At 69.2% G+C, this 25552-nt stretch carries 25 protein-coding genes; 11 read left to right on the top strand and 14 right to left on the bottom strand.

The window, feature by feature from the left end:
* Positions 1-22 precede the first annotated feature (22 nt).
* Positions 23-379 (bottom strand): hypothetical protein, encoded by a 357-nt coding sequence (locus tag OG230_RS24025; protein WP_328905788.1) that lies wholly within the window; start codon positions 377-379, stop codon positions 23-25.
* Positions 376-2898 carry an ATP-binding protein gene (locus tag OG230_RS24020; protein ID WP_328905787.1) on the bottom strand — a complete coding sequence of 841 codons (2523 nt, stop codon included), beginning with the start codon at positions 2896-2898 and terminating at the stop codon, positions 376-378. The genes OG230_RS24025 and OG230_RS24020 overlap by 4 nt, the downstream gene beginning before the upstream one ends.
* Positions 2899-3486: 588 nt before the next feature.
* Between OG230_RS24020 and OG230_RS24015 the strand changes: the two genes are divergently transcribed.
* A complete protein-coding gene (locus OG230_RS24015) occupies positions 3487-4305 on the top strand; it encodes a hypothetical protein (protein WP_328905786.1) in 819 nt (272 codons plus the stop codon).
* Between the two features lie 106 nt (positions 4306-4411).
* Here OG230_RS24015 and OG230_RS24010 read toward each other — a convergent pair whose 3' ends face one another.
* The 4 genes from OG230_RS24010 to OG230_RS23995 form a co-directional block, all read right to left on the bottom strand.
* The gene (locus tag OG230_RS24010; protein WP_328905785.1) at positions 4412-5293 is read right to left on the bottom strand and encodes an SDR family oxidoreductase; all 882 of its coding nucleotides are present in this window, start codon (positions 5291-5293) and stop codon (positions 4412-4414) included.
* On the bottom strand, positions 5290-5640 hold the full coding sequence (locus tag OG230_RS24005; protein ID WP_328905784.1) for a DUF952 domain-containing protein: 351 nt from the start codon (positions 5638-5640) through the stop codon (positions 5290-5292). Before OG230_RS24005 ends, OG230_RS24010 begins: the two co-directional genes overlap by 4 nt.
* A gap of 172 nt (positions 5641-5812) precedes the next feature.
* Entirely contained in the window at positions 5813-6790 is a 978-nt protein-coding gene (locus tag OG230_RS24000; RefSeq protein ID WP_328911512.1) for an NAD-dependent epimerase/dehydratase family protein, read from the bottom strand.
* A 133-nt stretch (positions 6791-6923) separates the two neighbouring features.
* Positions 6924-7877: a LysR family transcriptional regulator gene (locus tag OG230_RS23995; protein WP_328905783.1), complete on the bottom strand. Its 954-nt coding sequence runs from the start codon at positions 7875-7877 to the stop codon at positions 6924-6926.
* A 305-nt stretch (positions 7878-8182) separates the two neighbouring features.
* On the opposite strand from OG230_RS23995, the gene snpA reads away from it, so the two are divergent.
* Positions 8183-8857, top strand: a complete 675-nt coding sequence (gene snpA, locus OG230_RS23990) for a snapalysin (RefSeq protein WP_328905782.1) — start codon at positions 8183-8185, stop codon at positions 8855-8857.
* Positions 8858-9035: 178 nt separating this feature from the next.
* Here the strand turns inward: snpA and OG230_RS23985 are convergent, their stop codons facing one another.
* From OG230_RS23985 to OG230_RS23970, 4 genes are all read right to left on the bottom strand, one after another.
* Complete coding sequence (locus tag OG230_RS23985; RefSeq protein WP_328905781.1) at positions 9036-9704, bottom strand: DUF6304 family protein; 669 nt, start codon at positions 9702-9704, stop codon at positions 9036-9038.
* Between the two features lie 102 nt (positions 9705-9806).
* Positions 9807-10403, bottom strand: a complete 597-nt coding sequence (locus tag OG230_RS23980) for a GNAT family N-acetyltransferase (protein WP_328905780.1) — start codon at positions 10401-10403, stop codon at positions 9807-9809.
* Positions 10404-10482: 79 nt separating this feature from the next.
* Positions 10483-11526, bottom strand: coding sequence for a family 2 encapsulin nanocompartment cargo protein polyprenyl transferase (locus OG230_RS23975; protein ID WP_328911511.1), 1044 nt, complete (start codon positions 11524-11526; stop codon positions 10483-10485).
* A gap of 138 nt (positions 11527-11664) precedes the next feature.
* Positions 11665-13071 carry a family 2B encapsulin nanocompartment shell protein gene (locus OG230_RS23970; RefSeq protein WP_328905779.1) on the bottom strand — a complete coding sequence of 469 codons (1407 nt, stop codon included), beginning with the start codon at positions 13069-13071 and terminating at the stop codon, positions 11665-11667.
* 178 nt (positions 13072-13249) lie between these two features.
* Between OG230_RS23970 and OG230_RS23965 the strand changes: the two genes are divergently transcribed.
* The 4 genes from OG230_RS23965 (at position 13250) to OG230_RS23950 (ending at position 16639) form a co-directional block, all read left to right on the top strand.
* The gene (locus tag OG230_RS23965; RefSeq protein ID WP_328905778.1) at positions 13250-13696 is read left to right on the top strand and encodes an RrF2 family transcriptional regulator; all 447 of its coding nucleotides are present in this window, start codon (positions 13250-13252) and stop codon (positions 13694-13696) included.
* Positions 13697-13781: 85 nt separating this feature from the next.
* Complete coding sequence (locus OG230_RS23960; RefSeq protein WP_328905777.1) at positions 13782-14978, top strand: globin domain-containing protein; 1197 nt, start codon at positions 13782-13784, stop codon at positions 14976-14978.
* Between the two features lie 151 nt (positions 14979-15129).
* The gene (locus OG230_RS23955; protein ID WP_328905776.1) at positions 15130-15720 is read left to right on the top strand and encodes an N-acetylmuramoyl-L-alanine amidase; all 591 of its coding nucleotides are present in this window, start codon (positions 15130-15132) and stop codon (positions 15718-15720) included.
* A gap of 22 nt (positions 15721-15742) precedes the next feature.
* On the top strand, positions 15743-16639 hold the full coding sequence (locus OG230_RS23950; RefSeq protein ID WP_328905775.1) for a 1-aminocyclopropane-1-carboxylate deaminase/D-cysteine desulfhydrase: 897 nt from the start codon (positions 15743-15745) through the stop codon (positions 16637-16639).
* 9 nt (positions 16640-16648) lie between these two features.
* Here OG230_RS23950 and OG230_RS23945 read toward each other — a convergent pair whose 3' ends face one another.
* Positions 16649-18250, bottom strand: coding sequence for a Na+/H+ antiporter (locus OG230_RS23945; protein ID WP_328905774.1), 1602 nt, complete (start codon positions 18248-18250; stop codon positions 16649-16651).
* Positions 18251-18285: 35 nt separating this feature from the next.
* On the opposite strand from OG230_RS23945, the gene OG230_RS23940 reads away from it, so the two are divergent.
* From OG230_RS23940 to OG230_RS23930, 3 genes are all read left to right on the top strand, one after another.
* The gene (locus OG230_RS23940; RefSeq protein ID WP_328905773.1) at positions 18286-18546 is read left to right on the top strand and encodes a UBP-type zinc finger domain-containing protein; all 261 of its coding nucleotides are present in this window, start codon (positions 18286-18288) and stop codon (positions 18544-18546) included.
* A 232-nt stretch (positions 18547-18778) separates the two neighbouring features.
* Positions 18779-19192: an anti-sigma regulatory factor gene (locus OG230_RS23935; protein WP_003966375.1), complete on the top strand. Its 414-nt coding sequence runs from the start codon at positions 18779-18781 to the stop codon at positions 19190-19192.
* A complete protein-coding gene (locus OG230_RS23930; protein WP_443051358.1) occupies positions 19189-20142 on the top strand; it encodes an RNA polymerase sigma factor SigF in 954 nt (317 codons plus the stop codon). The genes OG230_RS23935 and OG230_RS23930 overlap by 4 nt, the downstream gene beginning before the upstream one ends.
* A 39-nt stretch (positions 20143-20181) precedes the next feature.
* On the opposite strand, the gene OG230_RS23925 is transcribed toward OG230_RS23930, so the two are convergent.
* The gene (locus tag OG230_RS23925) at positions 20182-20559 is read right to left on the bottom strand and encodes a hypothetical protein (RefSeq protein WP_443051600.1); all 378 of its coding nucleotides are present in this window, start codon (positions 20557-20559) and stop codon (positions 20182-20184) included.
* Positions 20560-20773: 214 nt separating this feature from the next.
* Here OG230_RS23925 and OG230_RS23920 point away from each other — a divergent pair, with 214 nt between their 5' ends.
* The gene (locus tag OG230_RS23920; RefSeq protein ID WP_328905771.1) at positions 20774-21742 is read left to right on the top strand and encodes a diacylglycerol/lipid kinase family protein; all 969 of its coding nucleotides are present in this window, start codon (positions 20774-20776) and stop codon (positions 21740-21742) included.
* A gap of 319 nt (positions 21743-22061) precedes the next feature.
* On the top strand, positions 22062-22319 hold the full coding sequence (locus tag OG230_RS23915; protein WP_003953983.1) for a WhiB family transcriptional regulator: 258 nt from the start codon (positions 22062-22064) through the stop codon (positions 22317-22319).
* A gap of 212 nt (positions 22320-22531) precedes the next feature.
* On the opposite strand, the gene OG230_RS23910 is transcribed toward OG230_RS23915, so the two are convergent.
* Entirely contained in the window at positions 22532-23998 is a 1467-nt protein-coding gene (locus tag OG230_RS23910) for a sensor histidine kinase (RefSeq protein WP_328911509.1), read from the bottom strand.
* A gap of 364 nt (positions 23999-24362) precedes the next feature.
* Positions 24363-25445: an SIS domain-containing protein gene (locus OG230_RS23905; RefSeq protein WP_328905770.1), complete on the bottom strand. Its 1083-nt coding sequence runs from the start codon at positions 25443-25445 to the stop codon at positions 24363-24365.
* Positions 25446-25552 lie beyond the last annotated feature (107 nt).

Here is a 25552-nt window from a genome sequence, read left to right as displayed (position 1 = left end):
GAAACGCGGCATACAAATATCTTTAGCGCGAACTCGCATTTGACCGCACACCGGTTAGATCCTCCAACCGCTCAACGATGCTCCGCCATTCATCAATTATCACGTCTGGAGCATCCAACATGCTCGACCTGCCGTGCAAAATATCCGATGCTCGACCATAGACATGCCTGACCAATCGCACCAGCCCGGCCGCTTCCGTAACTTCCTCTGGAGGCACTAGTCCGATGACGATAGAAATCCGGCCAGGCACGTTATTGATATACAAAAGCGGGCTTTCTGGTTGACAAACCCGATGGTAAGCCTCAATGGTGGCCAGCTCAATGCGCAGCCTCAGCTCAAACACTTCAATGCGACGCCGAGATGCAGTATCGAGTTTCATGAGAAATTCCAAGCAGTGATCACTGCGCAAGCCTCCCGAGCCTTCTCGACCTCCTGGGTTAGGTTCGCCTTGACGTCGTCAGATCCGTGAATTGCCTTGTTCCAGCCACGCAGGTAATGCCCACAAATTCTATTGAACTCATCGATCGGATTCCTGCCATCATGGGTCTGATTTATCACCCCTTCCACAAATGCCACCCTCTTGACGGTATTATCAAGCACATCAAGAGACGAAACGTTGTGCGTCACATCCTTCTTCTGTGCCAGCGAGTAGCGGACGACGCAGGAATGTAGAGCGTGATCGACAGCCTGCCGACACAGTCCCCTAACAACCTGAGATTCAGTCAAGTAAGTCGTAGGCGACGACCGGGGAGCCCACTGCACGATGTTATCTGCATCATCCAGCAAGACTCTCCACATCTCGTCCGTTGACTCGATGCTAATTTCCCCCTTCTCGACATCACGGCTTACCCGCCAGGCTTGACCGTTCGCTGCCCGGGCAAGGAGGTGTTGCTTCAACCGTTCATCGTGGGTGAATACAATAATCCGTCGCTCGGAACTGAGATCGACCAAAACGGAGGCCAGACGGTCAACTCGGATCTCATCAAACGCGTGAACCGGGTCATCCAGGATCAGGAACGAAAAGGGTCCCGACTCTGCAGTAGAGAGCAACGGAGCGAGCAGGAAAGCATTTCTCTGACCGGCACTCAACATAGAGAGCGTCAATTCTTGACCACTCGAATTACTCACGCTTACATCAGCTCTGGCCGTCGTCAGGTGAATTCTATCCAGATAGATTCCAACGTCTTCGAGCAACTGCCTAACCCGCTTATCAGCCTTTTCTTTAAAATATTCAGTCCGCTCCTTTCTCAGTTTGTCGGCGAGTGAGGTTGAACACTTCTTGGTCTCTTGCCATAGGGCACTCTCCCTACCTTTCTCTTGCTCCATACGCCAGGTATGCAAGAAGCCCTCGAGGGCTCCCCTACGCTCTCGAAGCCACTGCCGCGTGATCTCGCTTGCCTCGACTGCCGCGCTGCTCGCTTGGCGCCATCCGGAAGTGGTAACGGCGTTCCTCAAGGCCAGGAATCCCTCACGCACCTCCGGGGCGGGCCGGCTTCCGTGATAATTCATCACTGCGCGGAGGCGTTCTGCAACTGTCGCTGCAGACGCCGCAGCATCCCTGTCGCTATTTTCAGACGATTTAATCAGCGCGAGAACTTCCGCAACGTAATTCACTACGACGGAAGTATCCCTTAGATCGGTCAACGAATGGCGCGCCTCTTCGTGGATCGGTGACAGCACAGCATGCCGCTCCACGTTTCCCTGCAAGGTTTCTACCCAGTTAGCAACTGACGAATTGCAAACTGGGCACATAGGGCTAACTGGAGCAATCTCCACGGCATCCCTATAAAGCGCATCCAAATGCTGGGCGATTCTCGGACTAGTCAGCTCAGGGGCGCTTTCCAGCTTCTGGAAGGCGGCGTCTACTGCCGACAATGCCCGCCACAGGCGGTCTACGTCGGAGTTCGTGACTTCAACTGTAGGGGACCCAACGTCCACAAGGTTATGCCGAGTCAGCCAGTCTTCAATATTTTCGCTAATGACTGGCCAGCAAATGTCCCCAATATCGACCGCCGGTTCACCGAGACGGAAACGGCGGTCAACCTCGGCGACTCGTCCTTTGCCATCCTTGAGAGCAGCATCGATCTTCTTTTTACTCGCCGAAGCGGTTTCACTCAACTCCAAAACTAGTGCCTCTAGGTGCGTAAACGCTCCTCCCAACGCAAGGAGATTGGCGATATAGCGCTGCAGATCATTACTTTGCTGAACGCGCCGCTCCACCTCGGCGTACGAAAAGACTGGCGGATGCCCTTCGAGGGCATGACGCCATGTGCTTCCCATGTCAACACGGCAAACTTCGCCAGACGAGGTTGTCCATTCTCCATAGGCATCGCTAACGTCACCGTTGTCAGTGAGCACGCAACGCAGGATCAACTCTTCGCTGTTGCGCACAAGGGTGACTTCTGCCCAAGATTGCACACTGTCACGCGCTCTATTGATCTTTTCCCAGAGGGGATCAAATTTACTTCGCCCTGTCGGCGCGGCTACATCAGCCCACCACCCAGTTTTTCCTGAGAGAGCGGTTCGGATTCCATCAGAAATGGTGGACTTACCAGATCCATTCGGCCCGTGATAGATGCTGATACCAGGAGAGGGATCGATCTCCACGGAGATTTCGGATGCAGTTCCCTGAAACCCGCAGAGGCGAAGCCCTTTGATGCCCCACAAATCCCCCTGGGTAGGGTCTAGCGCACCTTCGTTCTCACCTTGGAGCCGAGCAATCAAAGCTCGCAGGTTCTCCCAGCCAGCTTTCGTCTTAGTTGCACCAGCTTGCATCTTCGTAGCAGCCTTGGCCAAGTCGGCGTAGGTCAGCAGAGAGAGCTTTTCCTCCGAATTTCGCCGCTCGCCCCCACTCTTCGGGAGTTCTGCATCGAAGGATTGGTCATCTGTGACGGTCATGCCGACTCCACTGCCATGGTGCTTGTGCCGCATGTAGGGGCGTAATGCTAGCCGTGGGACGGTGCGGACGTATGGGGTTTTTGGAGTCCCTCAGCCATTCGGGTGCTTTTATCCACTTAGCGAATTACGTCCCGATTAGCGATGATAAGAACCGCAGATGCTGGCAACGCCAGCCGTAGGGACATGGCCAGGCGGCGCAGCAGCGGCACCGCTTGGCGGCACGGCTCGTGTCCGTCGATGTAATCAGGAGCGCTGCTAACTGCGAGCGGGCAGCAGTCCGCACACAGTCCGCAAGACACCCGATCAGGACCGTCGCATCCCATCGCTTACCAACGGCAAAAGGCCAGGTCAGCGGCCCACGGTGAAGGTCCTCGCAGGTCACCGACCTGGCCTATTACTAGGAGACCAAGAAGGCCTGATCTCCGATCAAGCCTTTCGACCTGCGGTCTCTACGACCGCCCGGTCATCCTGACCGCACCCGGTCCGTAGGCCGCCTCCAACGGCGTCCATGACGGACCGGGTGCGGTCGTCTTCCCCCGGACACCCGGGGGTTGAGTGCCGCAGTCCGTATGGCCCTACGCTCGCGCCGTGCAGCCCCTCACTTTTGAGCACGTCCGCACGAGCGGCGTGAACGTCCATCGTTACCTCCCCGGCGAGCAGCCCTCCGTGACCCGGCACTGGCCCGGCCTGTTTCAGGGCTGGCCGGAAGGGCCGACGCCCTTCTCCGAATACGCCGTGAACAACAACAACATGGAGGAAGTAGCCGTCTACGTGGGCCTGCTCTGGCGGTTCACCCGGGGACTGACCCGATACGCGATCCCCGCCTACTACCGGGACGACGCCGAACGATTTCTGGCGCAGAAGCCCGCTCTCGTCGACTGGGAGTACGAAGTCGACGCCGAGGAGCCGACTTTCGCGTCACGCGACAAGGGCTTCGTTCCCGCATGTTCCACGCACGGGTTCCGTCCAGGACTGGACTCCTGGCGCGTGGAGGACGCCCAGCGCGCCGGTCTGTTCCGACTGAACACTCCACGCGACCTCATCCGCATGCTGCACGCGGTGCTCCTCGACGCGTCGTCCGAGATCACGGTGTTCGCGGTCGAACCCGGGCCGGACCGCCACGCGTCCTTGGTCAGCGCCCTACGCGGCGCGGAGCGGCCGAGCCTGCCCAGCGTCATCGCCGGGAGAGAGATCCTCGTCGACCTGACCATCGGGTCCGACGTCGGCCAGTACGACTCGATCATGGTCGCTTCCCACGCCGACATCCGCCCACTCGTCCAGGACCTGGCCGAAGACTACGGACGCAGAACCACTGCCTACGAGAACGGCGTGGACAGCCTGCGCGGCACCGACGCCTTCCTGCAGGCGATGGCGGCCCTCTCCGGGATCACCCTGGATGCCGACTGAGGAGAGGCACGGCGAACGGGGAGCCGCGGTCCCCGCTCAGGCCGCAAGACACCCGATCAGTGCGCTCGCGACGGGCCCTCCCGTGCCCCTCCCCTGCCGTTCCGGGTCAGCCGCCGGCGAGCAAGTGGCGGTAGCTGTCCGGGTTCTCGTCCAGGTACGTCGCGAGGTCCTTGGCGGGGTGCCCCGTGAGGGTCGGTACGGCGTCCGAGACCGTGGCCATCTCGCCGGCCGCGATCGCCTCGTACGAGGTCACCCAGCCGGCCACTTCCCAGTCCTCGGCCCCGTACGAGGAACGGGAGGCGTACGCCTGGTCCCTGGTCTCGGGGACGTAGCGGACCGGGCGGCCGGTGCGGCGGGTGAGTTCCTCCGCCGCTTCGGTGAGCGTGAACGCCTCGGGGCCCGTGAGGTCGTAGGTGACGCCGTCGTGGGTGGTGCCCTCGTCGAGCAGGACGGCCGCGGCCGAGTCGGCGATGTCCTCGTGCGCGACCGCCGAGACCCGGCCGTCGCCGCCCGGACCCCGCAGGACGCCGTCCGCGCTCGTCATCGCCGGGAGTGCGGCGAGGTACCAGCTGTCGCGCAGGAAGGTGTGGCGCACGTCGGCCACCCGGATGTGCGCCTCGGTGTGCCAGTGGTCGCGGGCGAAGGTGAAGGTCGCGTCAGGCGCCGCGTTGAGGAACGACACGTACACGATCCGTTCGACGCCCACGGCCACGGCCGCGTCCACCGCCGTCGTGTGCTCGCGCACCCGGTCCGGGCTCTCGTGCGCGGAGACGAGGAAGAGCGTGTGCGCGCCATCGAGGGCGCGGCGCATCGCCTCGCCGTCGCCGTAGGGGGCGGCCGGGGCCACGGTGGCGCCGGGCAGTGCGGGCAGCTTGGACGGGTCGCGGCCGAGGAGCCGTACGGGGACGCCGGTCCGGGCGAGCCGGCGGGCGACGCGGCCGCCGACCGCACCGCTCGCGCCGGTCACCGCGATGAGGGGGCCGATCACTGGAGTTCGTAGTCCTTTCGTTGCCAGGGGAGCACGGCCACGACCGCCTCCACCGGGAGCGGCCCGTAGATGTGCGGGAACTCCTCGCCACCGGGCGCCATGGCTTCGTACCGCACGGGCACGGCGAGCCGTGCGGGGTCGATGACCAGCACCACCAGGCCCTCGTCCTCCTCCCCGTACAGCGTCTCGGCCACGCCGGAGAGCTGGTGCGGCAGCGAGCAGTGGATGAAGCCCTCCTCGTGGAGGGTCCGCCCGCGCGTGGACATCTCGTAGGTCCCGGACGCGCGGGCGGACTCCCACAAGGGGGCTTCGGTGAGGTGGAGCAGTTGTGGCAGCGGTTCGGTCATCGGCCCACGCTAGCGGGACCGGTCCTGGGCCGGGCGGCGGCGTGCCCTGCGCGCCACGACGAATGCCGCGCCGCCTGCCGCGACGAGCCCCGCCGCGAGGGAGCCCCTCACCCATTCGCCTCGTCTCCGCCCGGTTCGATCGACCGGCGGCATCGGACGGATGCCGGGCGGCTCAGCCGGCCAGCAGCTTCGCCTCCAGCTGCGGATCGAGACCCACCTGGGGGCGGTCCGGACGCTGCGGCGCCGTTCCGCCCTGCCCGACGAGCCACGTCCAGGTGTCGGCGACCGTCTCCTCCACCGGGCGGCAGTGCAGCCCGGCCGCGTGCGCCTTGGTGACGTCGCCCTGGTGCAGGGTGTCGTAGAGCTCTCCCTCGGGCAGCCAGACCGGCAGGTCGCTCCAGGGTTCCACCCCCGCGGCGAGCAGCGTCCCGGGGTCGGTCCAGCGCAGGCCGGCGTCGGAGCCCGTGACCCGTACGCAGCTGTCGAGCAGCTCGCCCATGGTGGTGTGCCCGGGATGGCTGACGGTGTTGTACGGGCCGTGGAGGCCGTCCACCGCGGCGTCCAGGATCCAGGTCGCCAGGTCGCGGGCGTCGATGTACTGGAGGTCGGCGTCCCGCGGGCCCGGCGCGATCACCGGTCCGCCCCGGGCGATCCTGCTCAGCCACCACGGCAGACGGCCGATGTTCTCCCCCGGGCCGATGATGAGTCCGGCGCGGGCCAGCAGGGCGCGGTCGCCGAAGGCGTCGAGTGCGGCCAGTTCCCCGCCGCGCTTGGCCAGGGCATACGAGACGTCCCCGCCGGCGTCGGGCGAGGCACCGTCCACCAGGGGGCCGTCCTCCGCCGTCCCGGCCGGGGTGGGGTACGCGTACACCGAACGACTGGACACGTACGTGTAGTGGCCCACCCGCCCGGACAGCAGCCGGGCGGCGTCCCGTACGGCCGAGGGCGCGCCGCTCCAGGTGTCGACGGCCAGGTCCCAGCTCCCGTCGGCCAGGGCCGCGAGGCCCTCCTCGGTGGTGCGGTCGCCGGTCAGGGCGGCGACGCCCGGCGGCGGCGCGTGGTGCCCGCGGTGGAAGACGGTGACCTGCCAGCCCCGGGCCAGCGCAGCATCGGTGACGGCACGTCCGACGAATTCCGTACCGCCCAGCATCAAGAGCTTCATGCGTCGACTCTGCAGGTCGGGCGGCCGGTTGGGAACGCTGCCTCGCTACGGGCAGAATCCGCGTGCCGCACGGTGCCCCGTGCCGTACGGTGCCGGGCGCCGCCCGGGCCGCGGCGCCGCGTCAGGGTGTACGGGCGAGCGGGCTGCGGTGGCGCACCAGCCACTGGTGGTAGGAGGCCGCCCGCAGCGCCGCTTCGCGGTACGCCGCCTCCAGCGCCCCGTACACCACCGCCGTGTCGGTCCCCGGCCGGGAGACCAGCAGCAGGCGTACGGCGAGGGGGTCGTCGCGCAGCGGGCGGATCGCCATGTCCTCGCGCGGCCCGGAGGTGGGCTGGCAGGGGGCGACGACCTCGCCGAGAACCACGAGGGAGGCCGCGGTGAGGTAGTCGCCGTGCAGGACGGGCGGATCGAGCCCGGCGGCGCCGAGCACTCTGCGGACGGCGTCCCACTCACCGTCCACGGTGGGATCGACCATCCACCGGTCGGTGGCCAGATCCCCGAGGTCCACCACCGGGCCGGCGGCTGCCGGATGGTCCCGGGCCAGCGAGATGAACTGCGGCTCCCGGTCCAGGAGTACGCGCTGGCGCAGACCGTCCGGAACGGAGAGCGGGCAGCCCTCCACCTCGTGCACGAAGGCGACGTCGAGCCGGCCCGCCTCGACGCTGCGGAGCAGCGCGTGGGCCGAGACGTCGACCCGCAGCGAGATGTCGGTGCCGGGCAGTCCGGCCCGCAGCCTGCTCAGCCAGCCGCCGATGACCCGGCTCGCGGTGGAGCCGATACGCAGGGTCGGGCCGCTCTCCCGGGCCGCTCCGGCCTCCGCGAGTGCCTCGCTGACCAGGGCGCTCATGCCGTCGACGAGGGGGCGGGCCCGGCTGAGGACGGACCGGCCCAGCAGCGTCGGCCGGCAGCCGGTGCGTTCGCGGCGGAACAGTTCGGCGCCGAGGGCGTTCTCGATCCGCCGCAGCTGGGTCGTCAGTGAGGGCTGGCTGACGCCGAGCTGCCGGGCCGCGCGGTGCAGGCTTCCCGTGTCGGCGATGGCGCAGAGCGCCCTGAGGTGCCTCACCTCAAGCTCCATGCTGTGAGGGTAGGACGGCCGCACCAGCTCGCACCAGACGCCCCAACCGCACCAAAGGCCGGCAATTCAGCGGCTGTTGGGGCGCCCGTCGGGTGATGGTCGTGTGCGGTGGATGTGTGGGCGATAGGGCGGTGCTATCGCCGGTTGGCATCATCCGCAGCGGCCCCTCGCGCCTCCACACTCTCTCCGTACCGCACCCGTACCGAGTCCGCACACCGGACAGGTTCGCCCTCCTGGCCGGCCTGTTGGTGCGCCGGACGCCATTCAGCGGAACGGGTTCATCGGAACAGCTAGGAGAGCCCCCCATGAGACACCTCCGCATCACCCTCGCGTCGGCCGCCGCCGGCCTCGGCCTCGTCGCCGCCCTGGGCGCGACACCCGCGGTCGCCGCAGATCCGGCGTCGGCCGCTCCCTCCACCGCCTCGTCGACCGCGACGGCGGGCTACACCGCGTACGCCGGGTCGAGCGAGAACGCCGCCGCGAACCGGGCGTTCTACAAGGCCGTCATGAAGTCCGTCGCCGAGAAGCGGGCGGCCAACCCGGGCGCCGCTTCGGTCACGGTCGTCTACAGCACGGCCAACGCCCCGTCCTTCCGGAGCCAGATAGCCAGCAGCACCCGGATCTGGAACAGCTCGGTCTCCAACGTCCAGCTCCAGGAAGGCTCGAACGCCGACTTCGCGTACTACGAGGGCAATGACTCCCGCGGTTCGTACGCGAGCACGGACGGACACGGCGGCGGCTACATCTTCCTGGACTACCGGCAGAACCAGCAGTACAACTCGACCCGCGTCACGGCCCACGAGACCGGGCACGTGCTCGGCCTCCCGGACCACTACTCCGGGCCGTGCAGCGAGCTGATGTCGGGCGGCGGTCCCGGCACGTCCTGCACCAACGCCAACCCGAACTCGGCGGAGCGCTCGCGGGTGAACTACCTCTGGCAGAACGGTTTCGCAGCAGCCCTGGCCGGCGCCACTTCCTGACCCGGCCTCCCCGCGGTCCCGGCAGGCGCCCCTTCCCGGGGCGGCCTCCCACCGGCCCTGCCGCAGCCGTGCCACACGGCTGCGGCGGAGCCGCCCGGGACTGCCGCAAGGGGCCGCTCCTCATCCGGAGCGGCCCCTTGAGCGTGGGCGTTCACGCCCTCCGGGTCCCTCGTCCGGATCAGGCGTGCTCCAGGGGGAAGGCACCCCGGTGCCCGGTCCCCGCGCCCTCCGCCGGACGCGCCTCGAACTCCCGGCAGCTCCAGATCTCCTGGACGAACCCGGTGCGCCGGTCCCACAGCTCGGCGACGTCTCCGCCGTCCGCGGCACCGCGGTACGCGTCCTTGGCGCCACGGAAGCAGGCGAGACCGCCGGAGAGCCCGCGGACCGGATCCGGGAAGTAGTCGGAGAACGCGCAGGCGATGCAGGTCTGCAGGCGAATCCCGTCCGGAAGGACCCGCTGAATGGTGGCCAGGGCCGCGGCGAAGTCACCTGCCGCGCGGGCCGATTCGTAGACCGCGCCGTCCAGATGCAGGGCGAGCGCCAGGTCCGGGTCCGAGCGGCGCAGCGACAGCAGGCAGCTGAGCGTGGCCTGGCGGAGCGTGCCGGACACGAGGACCGGGAGCGGGAGATCCCACTCCAGTACGCAGTCGTCGAGCACCCCGTCCGCCAAGGTGAACTCCCGCCCTTCCGGCGGTACGCCGGCCACGGGACCGAGGCCGTCGAAGCTCTCGCCCTCGAAGTCGACACCTCTGATCCGGATGCGGAGTTGCTGTCCGTCCGTGGTGAGAATGACGGCATCGGAACCATGACGGTCCCGGTACCAGCCTGCCCACGACTCATCTGTCATGAGCAGGGACTGTAGCCCGTACCCGCAGCCGCCTCGGTGGCACCCTCCGCTTCCCTCCGGGCGACGCCGGCCGGCGATCCGGCCGGCCCGTCCCGACTGCCGTCAGGCGGACCGGGGTTCGCGCCACATGGGCCACATGGAGGGCCCGTCGGGCAGGTCGACCGTTCGACCCATGAAGGTGAACCCCAGCCGCTCGTAGAGCCCGCGGCTCCGCTCGCTGCTCGCCTCCAGATAGGCCGGGACCCCTTCGCGGTCGCACCGCTCCAGGACCCCGTCGATCAGAGCGGCCCCGAGGCCCTCTCCCTGGCGCTCGGGAGACACCCCGATCATGAGCAGGTACTCGTGGGCGCGGTCGTGCGGATGAACCGCGCCCGTCAGCCTCCCTACCAGTTCGGCCCGTTCGTTGTCGGGGTCGGCGGTCTCCCTCATCAGCGCGGGGGTGGGGTCCTCCTCCTCGGGCGCCCCCGCGGGCACCGGCAGCCACAGGGCCGCGGCCGTGCCGTCCTCCAGCAGATCGATGCGGCCCTCGTCGAGCGCGACGTCGACGAAGACACCGAGGAACCTGCCGTGCACCGCGCGGCGGTGCTCCTCCTCCGGGAAGACCCAGCTGCTCACCGGGTCGTCGTGGAATGCCTCGTCCAGAATCCTCACGACCTGGTCCCGGTCCCGCTCGTCCGCCTGCCGTATCCCTACACCCATGCCCGGCTCCCGCCCGTCCGTCCGACCTCAACCTTCCTGCGGAATCCTAGAGTTGGGTCGGCCGGCCGGTGGTGGGAGGTCAGTGCGTGCGGCGCGTGACGAACTCCGCGAGGGCGAGCAGATCACCGGCCGAGGCCAGATCGGGCACCGCCCGGGAGAGATGGTGGACCGCCCGCGCCATCCGGTCCCCCGCGCAGATCTGCGCCCAGTCCCGCCCCCCTGCCCGGTCCACCGCGTCGGCGGCCCGGCTCACCTCGCCCGAGGTCGCCATGGCGCCCCGGTAGAGCGCGGCCAGCTCGGCGGCGGCCGGGGTGCCGGAGGTGAGCGCGGCCACCACCGGCAGGGACTTCTTGTGGGCGGCCAGGTCCGCGCCGACGGGCTTGCCGGTGCGGTCCGTGTCGCCCCAGATGCCGATCAGATCGTCGATGAGCTGGAACGCGAGTCCCGCCTCGCGGCCGAAGCCGTCCATGGCACCGACCGCCCGCTCGTCCGCCCCCGCGTAGAGGGCGCCGAGAGCACAGGCGCAGCCGAGCAGCGCACCCGTCTTGGCCGTCGCCATGGTGAGGCACTCGTCCAGCGTGACGTCGTCCGGTCCGCGCTCCTCGAAGGCGCAGTCGGCCTGCTGGCCGGCGCAGAGCTCGATGACGCAGCTGGAGAGCCGCGCCGAGGCCCTGGCGGCGGCCGGGTGCGGGTCCTCCGCGAGCAGCCGCTGAGCGAGGGCGAGCATGGCGTCGCCGGTGATGACGGCGTCCGGGACGCCGAAGACCGCCCAGGCGGTGGGCCGGTGACGACGGGTGGCGTCCTCGTCGATCACGTCGTCGTGGAGCAGGGTGAAGTTGTGCGCCAGTTCCACGGCGACGGCGGCTCTCACCGCGCGGTCCGGGTCCCCTCCCAGGGCACGGGCGGCGGCGAGGACGAGCGCGGGTCTGATGGCCTTGCCCGCCTGCCCCGAGGCGGGACTGCCGTCCGCGTTCTCCCAGCCGAAGTGGTACATCGCGACCCGCCGTATGCCCCCGGGCAACGACTCCACGGCTGAGCGCAGATGCGGGTCGACGGCGCTCCGGGTGCGTTCCAGGAGGGCTGCGGCCTCATGGCCTTCCGTCGCGGCGTCCGTACGCGTCATGGTCACGGTTTCTCCTCTTGAGTCGCCCATCGGGCTCACCGGGATGCCCGGCCGCCGCCGCGGCCGGGCATCCCGGTGGATGTGTGCGGAGTGACGGGGCGGAGGACCCGGACGCCCCCGTCCGGGTCCTCCGGAGGATCACCGCCAGCGGCTCACCTCGACGTTCTCCAGGACACCGAGGGCGTCCGGCACGAGGATGGCCGCGGAGTAGTAGGCCGTCACCAGGTACGAGATGATCGCCTGCTCGTCGATGCCCATGAAGCGCACCGACAGGCTCGGCTCGATCTCGTCCGGGATGCCGCTCTGCTGGAGTCCGACGACTCCCTGTTCGGCCTCGCCGGTCCTCATGCAGATGATCGACGTGGTGCTGGCGTCGGTGACGGGGATCTTGTTGGACGGGAAGATCGGCACCCCGCGCCAGGCGGGCACATGGTGTCCGCCGACCTCCACGCTCTCCGGCACCAGGCCACGCTTGTTGCACTCGCGGCCGAAGGCGGCGATGGCCCGCGGATGGGCGAGGAAGAGCTTCGAGCCGCGCCGGCGGGACAGCAGCTCGTCCATGTCGTCGGGGCTGGGAGCCCCGTCGTGCGGCTGGAGGCGCTGGCCGTAGTCGCAGTTGTTGAGCAGTCCGAACTCGCGGTTGTTGATGAGCTCGTGCTCCTGGCGCTCGCGCAGCGCCTCGACCGTGAGCCGCAACTGCTGCTCGGTCTGGTTCATCGGCTGGTTGTAGAGGTCGGCGACCCGGCTGTGCACCTTCAGCACGGTCTGGGCGACGCTCAGTTCGTACTCGCGCGGGGCCGACTCGTAGTCGACGAACGTGTGCGGGACGACGGACTCCCCGACATGGCCGGCGGAGAGATCGATCGCCGCCTCGCCGTACTTGTTGGTGCGCTGGTGCGGGATGGAGAGCAGTCCTGCGAGGTGGTCGCGGAGCGAGTCGGCGCGTGCCGCGAGGTTGAGCACGTCCGAACGCCGCAGCGTGAGCAGGGTGCAGGCGGTGACGGCCCGGGCCGTGTACTCCCAGTTGGCGTCGCCGTCGATCAGGGAGTGGTCACCGAAGTAGGCACCGTCCGCGAGGACGCCGAGCACCGTCTCGTCTCCGTAGAGCCCGGCGCCGATCTTCTCCACCTTGCCGTGCGCGAGCAGGAAGACCCGGTCCGCCGCGTCCCCGGACGCGGCCAGCACCTCCCCGGGCTCCACCTCGCGCTGTTCGCAACGCCGTGCCAGCTCCGCCAGCACCTCCTCGTCCGCGAACTCGCGCAGCGCGGGCAGTTCTCCGAGCTCGGCGGGGATCACGCTGACCCGGTCGCCGGTCTGCACGAAGGTCACACGACCGTCCCCGACCGCGTAGCTCAGCCGACGGTTAACCCTGTACGTACCGCCCTGTACCTGCACCCACGGCAGCATCCGCAACAGCCACCGGGAGGTGATCTCCTGCATCTGCGGCGCGGACTTGGTGGTCGTCGCGAGGTTCCGCGCGGCTGCCGTGCCAAGACTCTGCTGCGGCGGAACCTGCGTGTCTCGAACCTCTTCACCAACGGACATCTGACGGTCCTCTCGATCATGGGCTGACCTGTCCGAAAAAGCCTTTCAGCAGGAGCACTCGCCGCGCCATTACACAAAAGAGTGCGACTAATCCCCTTTCCGCGGGGCACGTTGCATACCGTCGCCGCGCGCTCCTCATAACTTGCATCCAAGATGCAAATTACCTACCGTGAGGCCCATGCGGCTGACGAGATTCACCGATGTGGCACTGCGCGTCCTCATGCGCCTGGCCGTCGCGGAGAACGAGGATCCGCCGACCACCCGCGAGGTGGCGGCCACCATGCGGGTCCCGTACACCCACACCGCGAAGGTCGTGGCCAGGCTCCAGCACCTCGGCCTGGTCGATGCCCGGCGCGGCAGGGGCGGCGGCCTCACCCTCACCGAAGCCGGCCACTCGGCGTCGATCGGCGCCGTCGTGCGGGAGCTGGAAGGTCCCGGCGACGTCGTCGAGTGCGAGGGCAGCGCACCGTGCCCGCTGCGCACGGCCTGTGTGCTGCGCGGTGCTCTCCGACGGGCGCAGGAGGCGTTCTACGCCTCACTCGACCCCCTCACCGTGGCGGAACTCGTCGCCTCCCCGACCGGCCCGCTGCTGATCGGCATCAGCAGCGGTCCCGCCCCGGACTGACGCGCCCGTCCCACCCTCGCGCGCAGGCCACACCGCGACGCCCGCGCGCGATCCACACCCCGACCCACACCCCAGGAGTTCCCGAATGCTCTCCGAGTCGTCGACCGTCACTGTCCGTGCCACGCTGCCCGCCGTCGGAGCGGCCGTGGGAGACATCGCGGACCTCTTCTACCGGAAGCTGTTCGACGCCCACCCCGAGCTGCTGCGGGACCTCTTCAACCGGGGCAACCAGGCGTCCGGGGCGCAGCGTCAGGCGCTCGCCGGTTCGATAGCCGCCTTCGCCACGCACCTGGTCGAGCACCCGGACACCCGCCCCGACGTGATGCTGAGCCGCATCGCCCACAAGCACGCCTCGCTCGGCGTGACGGCGGAGCAGTACAAGGTCGTGCACACCCACCTCTTCGCCGCCATCGCCGAGGTGCTCGGCGACGCGGTCACCCCCGAGGTCGCCGCCGCCTGGGACGAGGTCTACTGGCTGATGGCCAACGCCCTGATCGCCATCGAGGACCGGCTGTACGCCCAGCAGGGCGTCGTCGCCGGTGACGTCTGGCGCGAGTGGGAGGTCACCGGCCGGACCGAGGAGACCGAGGACGTCGCCACCTTCCGGATCAGCCCCGCCGACGGCACGCCCGCCCCCGTCTTCCGGCCGGGCCAGTACGTCTCCGTACAGGTGGAACTCCCCGACGGAGCCCGCCAGATACGCCAGTACAGCCTCTCCAGCGCCCCGGGTTCGCCCCAGCGCTCGATCACCGTCAAGCGGGTGCGCGGCGGCGACACCCCCGACGGAGAGGTCTCGCGGCACCTGCACGCCCACACGCGTCCCGGTGACCGGCTGCGCGTCTCCGCCCCCTACGGGGACCTCGTGCTCGACGCGGTCGACGCCCCGCTGTTCCTCGCCTCGGCCGGCATCGGCTGCACCCCGATGCTCTCGATGCTGGACCACCTGTCGTCCACCGGCCACCGTTCGCCCGTGACGGTCGTGCACGGCGACCGGTCCCCCGCCGACCACGCCCTGCGCGCGGACCACACCCGTCTCACGGACCGGCTCCCCGACGCCTCCGCGCACTTCTGGTACGAGAACCCCGCACCCGGCCACCCCGCCGACCGCACGGGCCTGGTCGACCTGACGGACCTCGTGGTCCCGGCCGGCACGCACGCCTACCTCTGCGGGCCCCTGCCGTTCATGCGCACGGTCCGCGCCCAGCTGCTGGCCAAGGGTCTTCCCGCGGCGGACATCCACTACGAGGTGTTCGGCCCCGACCTGTGGCTCGCACAGGCCTAAGCACAGAAGGGGGCGATTCCGCAGGCTGCTCGCGGAATTGTCCGGATCAGCTCGCACGTTGTCCGAACGGATGGTCCACCGGGCCCGGTTCGGGTAGAAGCGCTGTACGGCACACACCCCCCACGCGCCCTACGCGCAAAAGGAGCCGGCCATGTCCTCACCCATGTCCGCGAGCAGCTTCCTCGACGCCCTGAAGGACGAAGATCTCACCGTCGTCCAGGTCGGCGACTGGCGCACCCACAACCGCAACCACAAGGGCCCCTGGGGACCGGTGCACGGTGTGATGATCCATCACACCGTGACCAGGGGCACCGCCCGTACCGTCGAGCTCTGCCGTGACGGCCACCCGGACCTCCCGGGCCCGCTCTGCCACGGAGTGATCGCCAAGGACGGCCGGGTCCACCTGGTCGGCTACGGCCGCACCAACCACGCGGGACTCGGCGACGACGAGGTCCTGCGCGCGGTCGTCGCGGAGAAGCGCCTCCCCGCGGACAACGAGGCCAACACCGACGGAAACCGCTACTTCTACGGATTCGAGTGCGAGAACCTCGGCGACGGCAAGGATCCCTGGCCCGCCGTCCAGCTCGAAGCCATCGAGCGGGCCGCCTCGGCGATCTGCCGCTATCACCACTGGGGCGCGCCCTCGGTGATCGGTCACCGGGAGTGGCAGCCCGGCAAGGTCGACCCGCGCGGGTTCTCGATGGCCGCCATGCGGGCCCGTATCCACGAACGCCTCAAGTGACCGGCTGCGGGACAATGCACGGGTGCACCACGAACCACCCGGCACGCCCCGGCTGCGACCGGCCCTCCCCTCGCCGCTGGAGCCGGCCGAGGACGAGCGCTTCGCCCGCCGGGGCGTACAGCTGCTGCTCAAGCGCGACGACCTGATCCACCCGGACCTCCCGGGCAACAAATGGCGGAAACTCTCCCTGAACCTGGCCTCCGCCGGCGGCCGTACGGTGCTGACCTTCGGCGGCGCCTACTCCAACCACCTGCGCGCCACCGCCGCCGCCGGACGCCTGCTCGGCTTCCGCACGGTCGGCGTCGTGCGCGGCGAGGAACTGGCGCACCGGCCGCTCAACCCCTCGCTCGCGCAGTGCGCGGCCGACGGCATGCGTCTGCACTTCGTGGACCGCGCCACGTACCGCTCGAAGACCCGTCCTGACGTCCTGAAGGGGCTGCTGAGCGTCTTCGGGGAGTGCGTGGTCGTCCCGGAGGGTGGCAGCAACGCGCTGGCCGCACAGGGCTGTACAGCCCTCGGGCGCGAACTCCACGGCCTGACCGACGTGGCCGCGGTCGCCTGCGGGACGGGCGGGACCCTCGCCGGCCTCGCCGCCGGCCTGGGGCCGGGGCAGCGCGCCCTGGGCGTCCCGGTCCTGCGCGGCGGTTTCCTCGGGGAGGCGGTACGGGACCTGCAGCGGGAGGCGTTCGGCGGCCCGGCCGGACAGTGGTCGCTGGACGAGCGGTTCCACTTCGGCGGCTACGCCCGTACGCCCCCGGAGCTGCACGCCTTCGCCGACGACTTCGAGAACCGGCACGGGCTGCCCGTCGAACGGCTCTACGTGGCCAAGCTCCTGTACGCGCTCACCACCCTCGCCGAGGAGGGCGCGTTCGCCCCGGGGACGCGCGTGGCCGCCGTCGTCACGGGCACACCCTTCTAGGCGTCGTCCCTAGGCGTCGTCTGACTCCCGGTAGGCCGCCGCCTCCTCCAGGTCCAGCCGGCGCAGCAGCGTGCGCATCATCTCGTCGTCGATGCGCCGCTCGTCCCTCAGCCGGACGAAGACCTCGCGCTCGGCGTCGATCATCTCGCGGGCGAGCCGGCGGTAGGTGTCGTCCGCCGACTCCCCGGTGACCGGGTTGGCCGCGCCGAGCCGCTCCCACACGGCGTTGCGGCGGCGCTCCAGGACCGTGCGCAGCCGGTCGGCGAGCGGATCGGGCAGACAGTTGCCCGGGTCGGCGAGCAGCTCGTCCAGGCGCGCCTCGGCCGCCGTGGACGCCTGGCTCTGGGCCTGCGCCTCGGCCAGCGTCTCCGCGCGGAGGTCACGCCCGGGGAGCTTCAGCACGCGTACGAGGAGCGGCAGGGTCAGGCCCTGGATCACCAGGGTGCCGATGACGGTCGTGAAGGTCAGGAACAGCACCAGGTTGCGGGCCGGGAACACGTCGCCGTCGTCCGTGAGCATCGGGATGGAGAAGGCGATGGCGAGCGAGACGACTCCGCGCATCCCCGCCCAGCCGACGATGAGGGGCGCGGTCCAGTCGGTCCCGGGCTCACGCTCCCTGATGCGCTTGGAGAGCCACCGCGGCAGATAGGTCGCCGGATAGACCCAGACGAAGCGGACCACCACGACCACCAGGAAGACGGCGACCGCGTACCAGAGGGCCTCGCCGACGCTGTACGTTCCGAGGCCCTTCAGTACGAAGGACAGCTGCAGGCCGATGAGCGCGAAGACCGCGGACTCCAGGATGAACGCGACCATCTTCCAGACCGCGGCCTCCTGGAGGCGTGTGGCGAAGTCGACCTGCCAGGAACGGTGCCCCAGGTACAGCGCGACGACCACCACCGCGAGCACTCCGGAGGCGTGCACCCGTTCCGCCGCCGCGTAGGCGACGAAGGGGATCAGCAGGGACAGGGTGTTCTGGAGCAGGGCTTCCTTGAGGTGCGTACGGAGCCAGTGCAGCGGCACCATCAGCAGCAGGCCGACCCCCACGCCGCCGACCGCGGCCAGCAGGAACTCGCCGATCCCGGCGCCCCAGCCGACCCCTTCGCCGACGGCGGCGGCGAGTGCGACCTTGAAGGCGGTGATCGCGGTGGCGTCGTTCACCAGGGACTCGCCCTGGAGGATCGTGGTCACCCTGGCGGGCAGCCCCACCCGGCGCGCGATCGCCGCGGCGGTGACCGCGTCCGGCGGAGCGATCACCGCGCCGAGCACCAGGGCGGCCGTGAGCGGCAGTCCGGGCACGAGCAGGTAGGCAAGCCAGCCGACGGCGAGGGTCGCGAAGAGCACGTAACCGACCGACAGCAGGGCGATCGGCCGGATGTTGGCCCTCAGGTCGAGGTAGGAGCTGTCCACCGCCGCCGTGTAGAGCAGCGGCGGCAGGAGCAGCGGCAGGACGATGTGGGCGTCCAGGGTGTACGTCGGCACACCGGGCAGGTACGAGGCCAGCAGCCCCGCGAGCACCAGGAGCAGGGGTGCGGGCACCGGGGTCCGGCGCGCGGCCCCCGCCACCGCCGCACTGGCCGCGACCAGTGCCACCAGCGGCAATGCGTCCATCTCACCGTCCTCACATCCGTCGTAACCTGCACATCATGAGTGAGTGCCCGCATGTTCTGGAACTTCCGCGCCCCGAGCCCGCCCCGCGCAGCGGGACGTGCACGGAATGCCTCGCCGTCGGCAGCCACCCCGTGCAACTGCGCCTCTGTCTCGCCTGCGGGCACGTCGGATGCTGCGACTCCTCGCCCCTGCGGCACGCGACGGGGCACTTCGAGGAGACCGGTCACCCGGTGATGCGGAGCTTCGAAGCGGGCGAGAGCTGGCGTTGGTGCTTCCAGGACGGTTCGATCGTCTGACGTCTGGGTACGTCAAACCGGCGCCGGTTCTTCGCAATTGACCGCCACCGACCCCTACCCACTGTGCGTACTCATGGGCTTACCATGAGTGACGACCATCGGGTGGGGTCTTGGCGACACGGCATCATGGATCGCGATAGCGTCGCCGCACCAAGAACCGACGACGGACCGCATGGCTCCGGGCCACTCTTCCCGGAGCCTCGAAAGAGTTTGTGCCACCTTGGAGGTGAGGGTGTCCCAGATCGCAGGCGAGCCCGGGAATCAGGACTTCGTAGAGGTCCGGCTGCCCGCTGCGGGTGCCTACCTGTCGGTGCTGCGAACGGCCACGGCCGGTCTCGCAGCGCGTTTGGACTTCACTCTCGACGAGATCGAGGATCTTCGTATCGCGGTCGACGAGGCCTGCGCGATCCTGCTTCAGCAGGCCGTGCCGGGCTCCGTCCTCAGCTGCGTGTTCCGGCTCGTCGACGATTCCCTCGAGGTGACCGTGTCGGCACCGACCACGGACGGCCGCGCCCCGGAGCGCGACACCTTCGCCTGGACGGTGCTCTCGGCACTGGCCGGAAAGGTCGACTCCACGGTCGCGGACGACCGTACGGTCAGCATCAGCCTCTACAAACAGCGCGGCGCGGGACCCGGGCCGGCGTGAGCGACGGGAACGGGGACGGACCTGTGCGGGACGAGACGATCCGCCCCGGGGTGGTGCGCGCGACGGGCATCCCGGAGCAACAGGCCAGGCCGCACCCGGTGGACGGGGCGGACGGGACGCAAGGCCGTACGGCCGCGGTGGAGCAGTCGCAGGCAGAGCGGACGGTCCAGATGAGCGAGCACGGGCACCACGATCCACGCGACCGCAGCGCGGCGCGGGCACTCTTCATCGAGCTGCGGGAGCTGCCCGACGGCTCGACCGAGAAGGCGGAGCTGCGCAACCGGCTGGTGCGGATGCACCTGCCGCTCGTGGAGCACCTGGCCCGCCGTTTCCGTAACCGCGGGGAGCCGCTGGACGACCTGACCCAGGTCGCCACGATCGGCCTGATCAAGTCGGTGGACCGGTTCGATCCGGACCGCGGCGTGGAGTTCTCCACGTACGCGACCCCCACGGTGGTCGGGGAGATCAAGCGCCACTTCCGTGACAAGGGCTGGGCCGTTCGGGTGCCGCGGCGCCTCCAGGAACTCCGCCTGTCGCTGACCACGGCCACCGCCGAGCTCTCCCAGCAGCACGGACGTTCCCCGACGGTGCACGAGCTGGCGGAACGGCTGGGCATCTCCGAGGAAGAGGTCCTGGAGGGCCTGGAATCGGCCAACGCCTACAGCACGCTGTCGCTGGACGTCCCGGACACGGACGACGAGTCCCCCGCGGTCGCGGACACACTGGGCTCCGAGGACGAGGCGCTGGAAGGCGTCGAGTACCGCGAGTCGCTGAAGCCGCTGCTGGAGGACCTGCCGCCGCGCGAGAAGCGCATTCTGCTGCTGCGCTTCTTCGGGAACATGACCCAGTCGCAGATCGCGCAGGAGGTCGGCATCTCGCAGATGCACGTCTCGCGACTGCTGGCCCGCACGCTCGCACAGCTGCGCGAGCGCCTGCTCGTCGAGGAGTAGTCCCGGAGCGGCGGGCGGGGACGGACCCGTCCGCCGGGCTCAGGCGTCGGGGGTCGTACGCGGCCCCCGGATGCCCAGCGCCTCCGTGGTCGCCGGGTTGAGCAGCAGCACCAGAGCCGTGACAGCGGCGGCGGCCAGCACGATGCCTGCGGGGATGAGTACACCCTGCGCCCGCAGCAGCGTCCAGGCGACCGGCAGCGCCATCAGCTGGGTGATGAGCGCGGGCCCGCGGCTCCAGCTGCGCCGCAGCAGCAGTCCGCGCGCGGCGAACAGCGGGATCAGACCGAGCGCGACGAGGGTGAGTCCACCCATCTCCGCCTGCTGGGGACTGTCGGGCCGGCCGAGCAGTCCCATGACCACCATGTAGATGCCGCCGACGGCGAGCGCCGCCCCTTCGAGGGCGTTGATTCCGGCCACGGCGGCGATCCTGCCCGGCTTCTCCGGTCCGGCCGACGGCGAGGAAGAGGGCGTGTTCTCCTGAATGCTCACGCTATGCAGGTTGGCATCCCTCCCCCGCGAAAGTGAAGCCGGGGTCCGTGGGGCACCCTCGCCGTTCACGGCCCGTCACCGAGCGTGAACCCAGGGGTGCGGGACTTCAGGCCGGTACCTCGCGGTAGGTAGTCTGGCGGACATGCGCGCACTCCTCGTGGTCAACCCAGCTGCCACCACTACCAGTGCGCGCACGCGTGACGTGCTGATTCACGCTCTGGCGAGCGAGATGAAGATCGAAGCAGTGACCACGGAGTACCGCGGGCACGCCCGGGACCTCGGCCGCCGGGCCGCCGACTCCGACGACATCGACCTGGTGGTCGCCCTCGGCGGTGACGGCACGGTCAACGAGGTCGTGAACGGGCTGTTGCACAAGGGGCCCGATGTAGACAATCTCCCGAGCCTGGCCGTGGTCCCCGGCGGTTCCACCAACGTCTTCGCGCGCGCCCTCGGGCTGCCCAACGACGCCGTGGAGGCGACCGGCGCCATTCTGGACGCCCTGGCCCAACGCAGCGAGCGCACGGTCGGCCTGGGGCTCGCGGCCGGCACACCGGGGACGGAGGACGAGTCCGTTCCGGAGCGCTGGTTCACTTTCTGTGCCGGTCTCGGATTCGACGCCGGCGTGATCGGCCGGGTCGAACAGAAACGCGAACGCGGCAAGCGTTCGACGCATGCGCTGTACGTCCGCCAGGTGGTCCGCCAGTTCCTGGAGGAGCCGCACCGGCGGCACGGTCTGATCACCCTCGACGTGCCCGGCCAGGACCCCGTCACGGACCTCGCGCTGTCCATAATCTGCAACACCGCTCCCTGGACCTACCTGGGGAATCGTCCGATGTACGCCTCTCCGAAGGCGTCCTTCGACACTGCCCTGGACATCCTCGGCCTGAAGCGGCTTTCGACCCCCGCGGTGGCCCGTTACGGCACCCAGCTGCTCACTTCGAGCCCCGAGAAGGGCCCGCACGGCAAGCACGCGGTTTCACTTCACGACCTCACCGACTTCACCTTGCATTCAAAGGCCCCACTGCCCTTCCAGATGGACGGTGACCACCTGGGGCTGCGTACGAGCGTGACGTTCACAGGCGTACGCCGTGCACTGCGTGTGATTGTGTGAGTGGAAGGGCCCAAAGTCCTTTAACTCGAACGTTTGGACTGGCCCCCACCCCCTGGAAGTACGGCTGTGACCTAGCCGACACCGAGGAATCAAAAAAAACTTTCCAGAAGGGGTTGTATCCGTCGCCGAGGTTTGCGAATCTCTACATGGCGATCGGGACGGCCCGCAACACCGGCCTCCACTGAGAGCCAGAACCCCTCCTCACTGACAAGACCACAACCAGTTCATCTGGGAGTCGGCCCTGTGTCTGCGGGGGGATTCGTGAAAGCGTTCACATTCACAAGCAACGAGCTTGAAATACCAAGGAGAGGTAGCAGCCATGGACTGGCGTCACAACGCCGTTTGTCGTGAGGAAGACCCGGAGCTGTTCTTCCCCATCGGCAACACCGGTCCTGCGCTGCTGCAGATCGAGGAAGCCAAGGCCGTCTGCCGTCGCTGCCCCGTCATGGAGCAGTGCCTGCAGTGGGCGCTCGAGTCCGGCCAGGACTCCGGCGTCTGGGGTGGCCTCAGCGAGGACGAGCGCCGCGCGATGAAGCGCCGTGCCGCTCGCAACCGGGCGCGTAACGCCAGCGCCTGACCGACGCCCCCCGCGAGCCTCAGCCCGGCGGCGCGTACAGAGCGTACGCACAGCCCCGCCTTCGAGTCGCAGCGCGCAGTACCCCGTAGCGCATCGCAACGTAAGCACCACGCAGTGGGCCCGGACCGTCACCACGGTCCGGGCCCACTGCTGTGCCCACGGCCCGGGAGCCGCCCGACCGGTCGCCCGGTCCGGCTGCCCCCGGTGCCCGCCTACTTCTCCGAACCCACCGGGATGTCCAGGATCACCTGGGTGCCGCGTTCGGGTCCCGGGACCATGCCGAAGGTGCCGCCCAACTCGCCCTCCACCAGGGTCCGCACGATCTGGAGCCCCAGATTCCCGGCCCGCTTCGGGTCGAACCCCTCGGGCAGTCCGCGCCCGTCGTCCGAGACGGTGATCAGCAGCCGTGCGTCGGCCGGCGATCCGCCCCGTACCGCCGAGACCTCCACCGTGCCGCGCTCCGCAACGGTGAACGCGTGCTCCAGGGCGTTCTGGAGGACCTCCGTGAGGACCATCGAGAGCGGTGTGGCCACTTCCGCGTCGAGAATTCCGAAACGGCCGGTCCGGCGGCAGGTGACCTTGCCCGGGGAGATCTCCGCGACCATCGCGATGACCCGGTCCGCGATCTCGTCGAACTCGACCCGCTCGTCCAGGTTCTGAGACAGCGTCTCATGGACGATGGCGATCGAACCGACCCGCCGTACCGCCTCGTTGAGCGCCTCGCGGCCCTGCTCGGAATCCATCCGGCGGGACTGGAGGCGCAACAGGGCGGCCACCGTCTGGAGGTTGTTCTTCACCCGGTGGTGGATCTCCCGGATGGTGGCGTCCTTGGTGATCAACTCGCGCTCGCGGCGGCGCAGTTCGGTGACGTCCCGGAGGAGGACCAGCGACCCGATCCGGACGCCCTTGGGCTTGAGCGGGATGGCCCTCAGCTGGATCACGCCGCTGGCGCACTCCACCTCGAACTCGCGGGGCGCGTAACCGCTGGCCACCTTGACCAGGGCCTCGTCCACCGGGCCCCGGGAAGGGGCCAGTTCGGCCGTGGTGGTGCCGAGGTGGTGGCCGACGAGGTCGGAGGCGAGGCCGAGGCGGTGGTAGGCGGAGAGGCCGTTGGGGCTGGCGTACTGGACGATCCCGTCGGCATCGAGCCTGATCAGACCGTCGCCGACACGCGGCGACGCGTCCATGTCGACCTGCTGCCCGGGGAACGGGAAGGCCCCGGCGGCGATCATCTGGGCCAGGTCGGACGCGGACTGGAGGTAGGTGAGCTCCAGCCGGGAGGGCGTACGGACGGTGAGGAGGTTGGTGTTGCGGGCGATCACACCGAGGACGCGGCCCTCACGGCGTACGGGGATGGACTCGACCCGTACCGGAACCTCCTCGCGCCACTCCGGGTCGCCCTCGCGCACGATCCGGCCCTCGTCCAGGGCGGCGTCCAGCAGCGGACGCCGGCCGCGCGGCACCAGATGGCCGACCATGTCGTCCTGGTAGGAGGTGGGGCCGGTGTTGGGCCGCATCTGTGCCACGGACACATAGCGGGTCCCGTCGCGGGTCGGCACCCACAGGACGAGGTCGGCGAAGGACAGGTCGGAGAGCAGCTGCCACTCCGAGACCAGCAGGTGGAGCCACTCGAGGTCGGTATCGCTCAGGGCTGTGTGCTGGCGGACGAGGTCGTTCATGGAGGGCACGTGTGCGAGCGTACCCGTGGATACTCGGAGGATCCGAACCGATCGGCCCGCCGCCCCGTGAAAGAGGGGGGGCGGGAAGTTCCGCCGGAATTGCAGTGCACACGGATGGACACGGGTGATTGGTCTAGTCCACAATGCAAAGGAAAGACCTCCGTTCTCCCCGCACAGGAGAACGGAACGAGGCACCCGGCGCTCTCTGCCCTGACTGCGCCGGTGCCTCCCTCGGCCGGCGGAACCGCACACCACCGGCCTGGTAACTCCGGGCTGCGGTGCCGGACGGGCTGAGGGTCCCGTCCCGGCGCCGCGGCCCGCGGGTGTTTCCGGGGGCGTGCGGCGCCCTGATCGTCCGGCCGGATCAGTGGGTCTCGGTGACCTTGGCCAGTGCGCGGGGCGCGTCAGGGTCCTGACCGCGGGCGATCGTCACCTCGTAGGCCAGCATCTGGAGCGGCAGGATCTCCAGGATCGGCTGCAACTCCTCCGCCACTCCCGCCGTCGGCAGCGCGAAGCCCGCCGACGCGGCCTCCACCTGTGCCTTCGGGCCGACCACGAAGAGGTCGGCGCCGCGGCCCCGCAGGCGGTCCAGGACCGGCTGGAGGGCTTCCCCGCCGCGGCCGTCGGTGACGACGGCGATCACCGGGGAGATGTTGTCGACCATGGCGAGCGGGCCGTGCAGCAGGTCGGCTCCGGAGTAGGAGAGAGCCGGGATGTAGCTGGTCTCCATCAGCTTCAGGGCCGCTTCCTTGGCTGTGGGGTAGCCGTAGCCGCGCGAGGTGATCACCATGCGTTCGGCGAAGCGGTAGCGCGAGGCGAGGGACGTGACCTCGTCCTTCCGGGCGAGGATCTGTTCGGCCAGGTCCGGGAGGGCCTCGGCGGCGGCCGGACCGTCCCCCGCGACCAGCCCGTCCACGAAGAGGTAGAGGGCCAGCAGCGAGGCCGTGTACGTCTTGGTCGCGGGCAGCGCCTTCTCGGGGCCCGCGAGGATGTCGATGCTGTACTCGGACACGGCGGCGAGCGACGAGTCCGGGTTGTTGGTCACCGCGAGGGTGATCGCCCCGGCGGCGCGGGCGGCCTTCGTGGACGCGATCAGGTCGGGCGAGCCGCCCGACTGGCTGACGGTGATCACCAGGACGTCCTTGAGGTCCGGCTGGGCGCCGTAGGCCGTCGTCGTGGACATCGAGGCGAGTCCGCAGGGCAGCCCGAGCCGGATCTCCAGCAGGTACTTGGCGTAGAGCGCCGCGTTGTCCGAGGAACCGCGGGCCGTCAGCAGCACGAACCGGGGCTTCTTCGCCGCGATCTCGGCGGCCACCCGGCGAATCCCGGGGGCGCCCCGCTCAAGGATGCGGCGCAGCATGGCCGGCTGCTCGGCCATCTCGCCGGACATGATCCGGCCGGGCTGCTCGCCCCGGTCCCGCTGCGTGGCCGAAGAGGTGGCGGACATGTGGGGTGCCTCCCGTGCGGTGGGTGCGCACGGGCTCGCGCCCGCGCCGGCTCGGACAAGTCGACCACGGTGGGGCGGACACCCGCCAGCGGGGCGAACCGGTGGAC

It is taken from the genome of Streptomyces sp. NBC_00234, assembly GCF_036195325.1.
GTDB lineage: Bacteria > Actinomycetota > Actinomycetes > Streptomycetales > Streptomycetaceae > Streptomyces.
This window is presented reverse-complemented; position numbering and strand designations above follow the sequence as displayed.

Bases quoted from the DNA above. Each gene is read 5' to 3' on its own strand.
- OG230_RS23915 (WP_003953983.1), top strand. From the start codon at position 22,062: ATGGACTGGCGTCACAACGCCGTTTGTCGTGAGGAAGACCCGGAGCTG.
- OG230_RS23965 (WP_328905778.1), top strand. From the start codon at position 13,250: ATGCGGCTGACGAGATTCACCGATGTGGCACTGCGCGTCCTCATGCGC.
- OG230_RS23975 (WP_328911511.1), bottom strand. From the start codon at position 11,526: ATGACGCGTACGGACGCCGCGACGGAAGGCCATGAGGCCGCAGCCCTC.
- snpA (WP_328905782.1), top strand. From the start codon at position 8,183: ATGAGACACCTCCGCATCACCCTCGCGTCGGCCGCCGCCGGCCTCGGC.
- OG230_RS23945 (WP_328905774.1), bottom strand. From the start codon at position 18,250: ATGGACGCATTGCCGCTGGTGGCACTGGTCGCGGCCAGTGCGGCGGTG.
- OG230_RS23910 (WP_328911509.1), bottom strand. From the start codon at position 23,998: ATGAACGACCTCGTCCGCCAGCACACAGCCCTGAGCGATACCGACCTC.
- OG230_RS23960 (WP_328905777.1), top strand. From the start codon at position 13,782: ATGCTCTCCGAGTCGTCGACCGTCACTGTCCGTGCCACGCTGCCCGCC.
- OG230_RS23980 (WP_328905780.1), bottom strand. From the start codon at position 10,403: ATGGGTGTAGGGATACGGCAGGCGGACGAGCGGGACCGGGACCAGGTC.
- OG230_RS24000 (WP_328911512.1), bottom strand. From the start codon at position 6,790: ATGCTGGGCGGTACGGAATTCGTCGGACGTGCCGTCACCGATGCTGCG.
- OG230_RS23920 (WP_328905771.1), top strand. From the start codon at position 20,774: ATGCGCGCACTCCTCGTGGTCAACCCAGCTGCCACCACTACCAGTGCG.
- OG230_RS23955 (WP_328905776.1), top strand. From the start codon at position 15,130: ATGTCCTCACCCATGTCCGCGAGCAGCTTCCTCGACGCCCTGAAGGAC.
- OG230_RS24005 (WP_328905784.1), bottom strand. From the start codon at position 5,640: ATGACCGAACCGCTGCCACAACTGCTCCACCTCACCGAAGCCCCCTTG.
- OG230_RS23985 (WP_328905781.1), bottom strand. From the start codon at position 9,704: ATGACAGATGAGTCGTGGGCAGGCTGGTACCGGGACCGTCATGGTTCC.
- OG230_RS24020 (WP_328905787.1), bottom strand. From the start codon at position 2,898: ATGACCGTCACAGATGACCAATCCTTCGATGCAGAACTCCCGAAGAGT.
- OG230_RS23905 (WP_328905770.1), bottom strand. From the start codon at position 25,445: ATGTCCGCCACCTCTTCGGCCACGCAGCGGGACCGGGGCGAGCAGCCC.
- OG230_RS23995 (WP_328905783.1), bottom strand. From the start codon at position 7,877: ATGGAGCTTGAGGTGAGGCACCTCAGGGCGCTCTGCGCCATCGCCGAC.
- OG230_RS24025 (WP_328905788.1), bottom strand. From the start codon at position 379: ATGAAACTCGATACTGCATCTCGGCGTCGCATTGAAGTGTTTGAGCTG.
- OG230_RS23970 (WP_328905779.1), bottom strand. From the start codon at position 13,071: ATGTCCGTTGGTGAAGAGGTTCGAGACACGCAGGTTCCGCCGCAGCAG.
- OG230_RS23940 (WP_328905773.1), top strand. From the start codon at position 18,286: ATGAGTGAGTGCCCGCATGTTCTGGAACTTCCGCGCCCCGAGCCCGCC.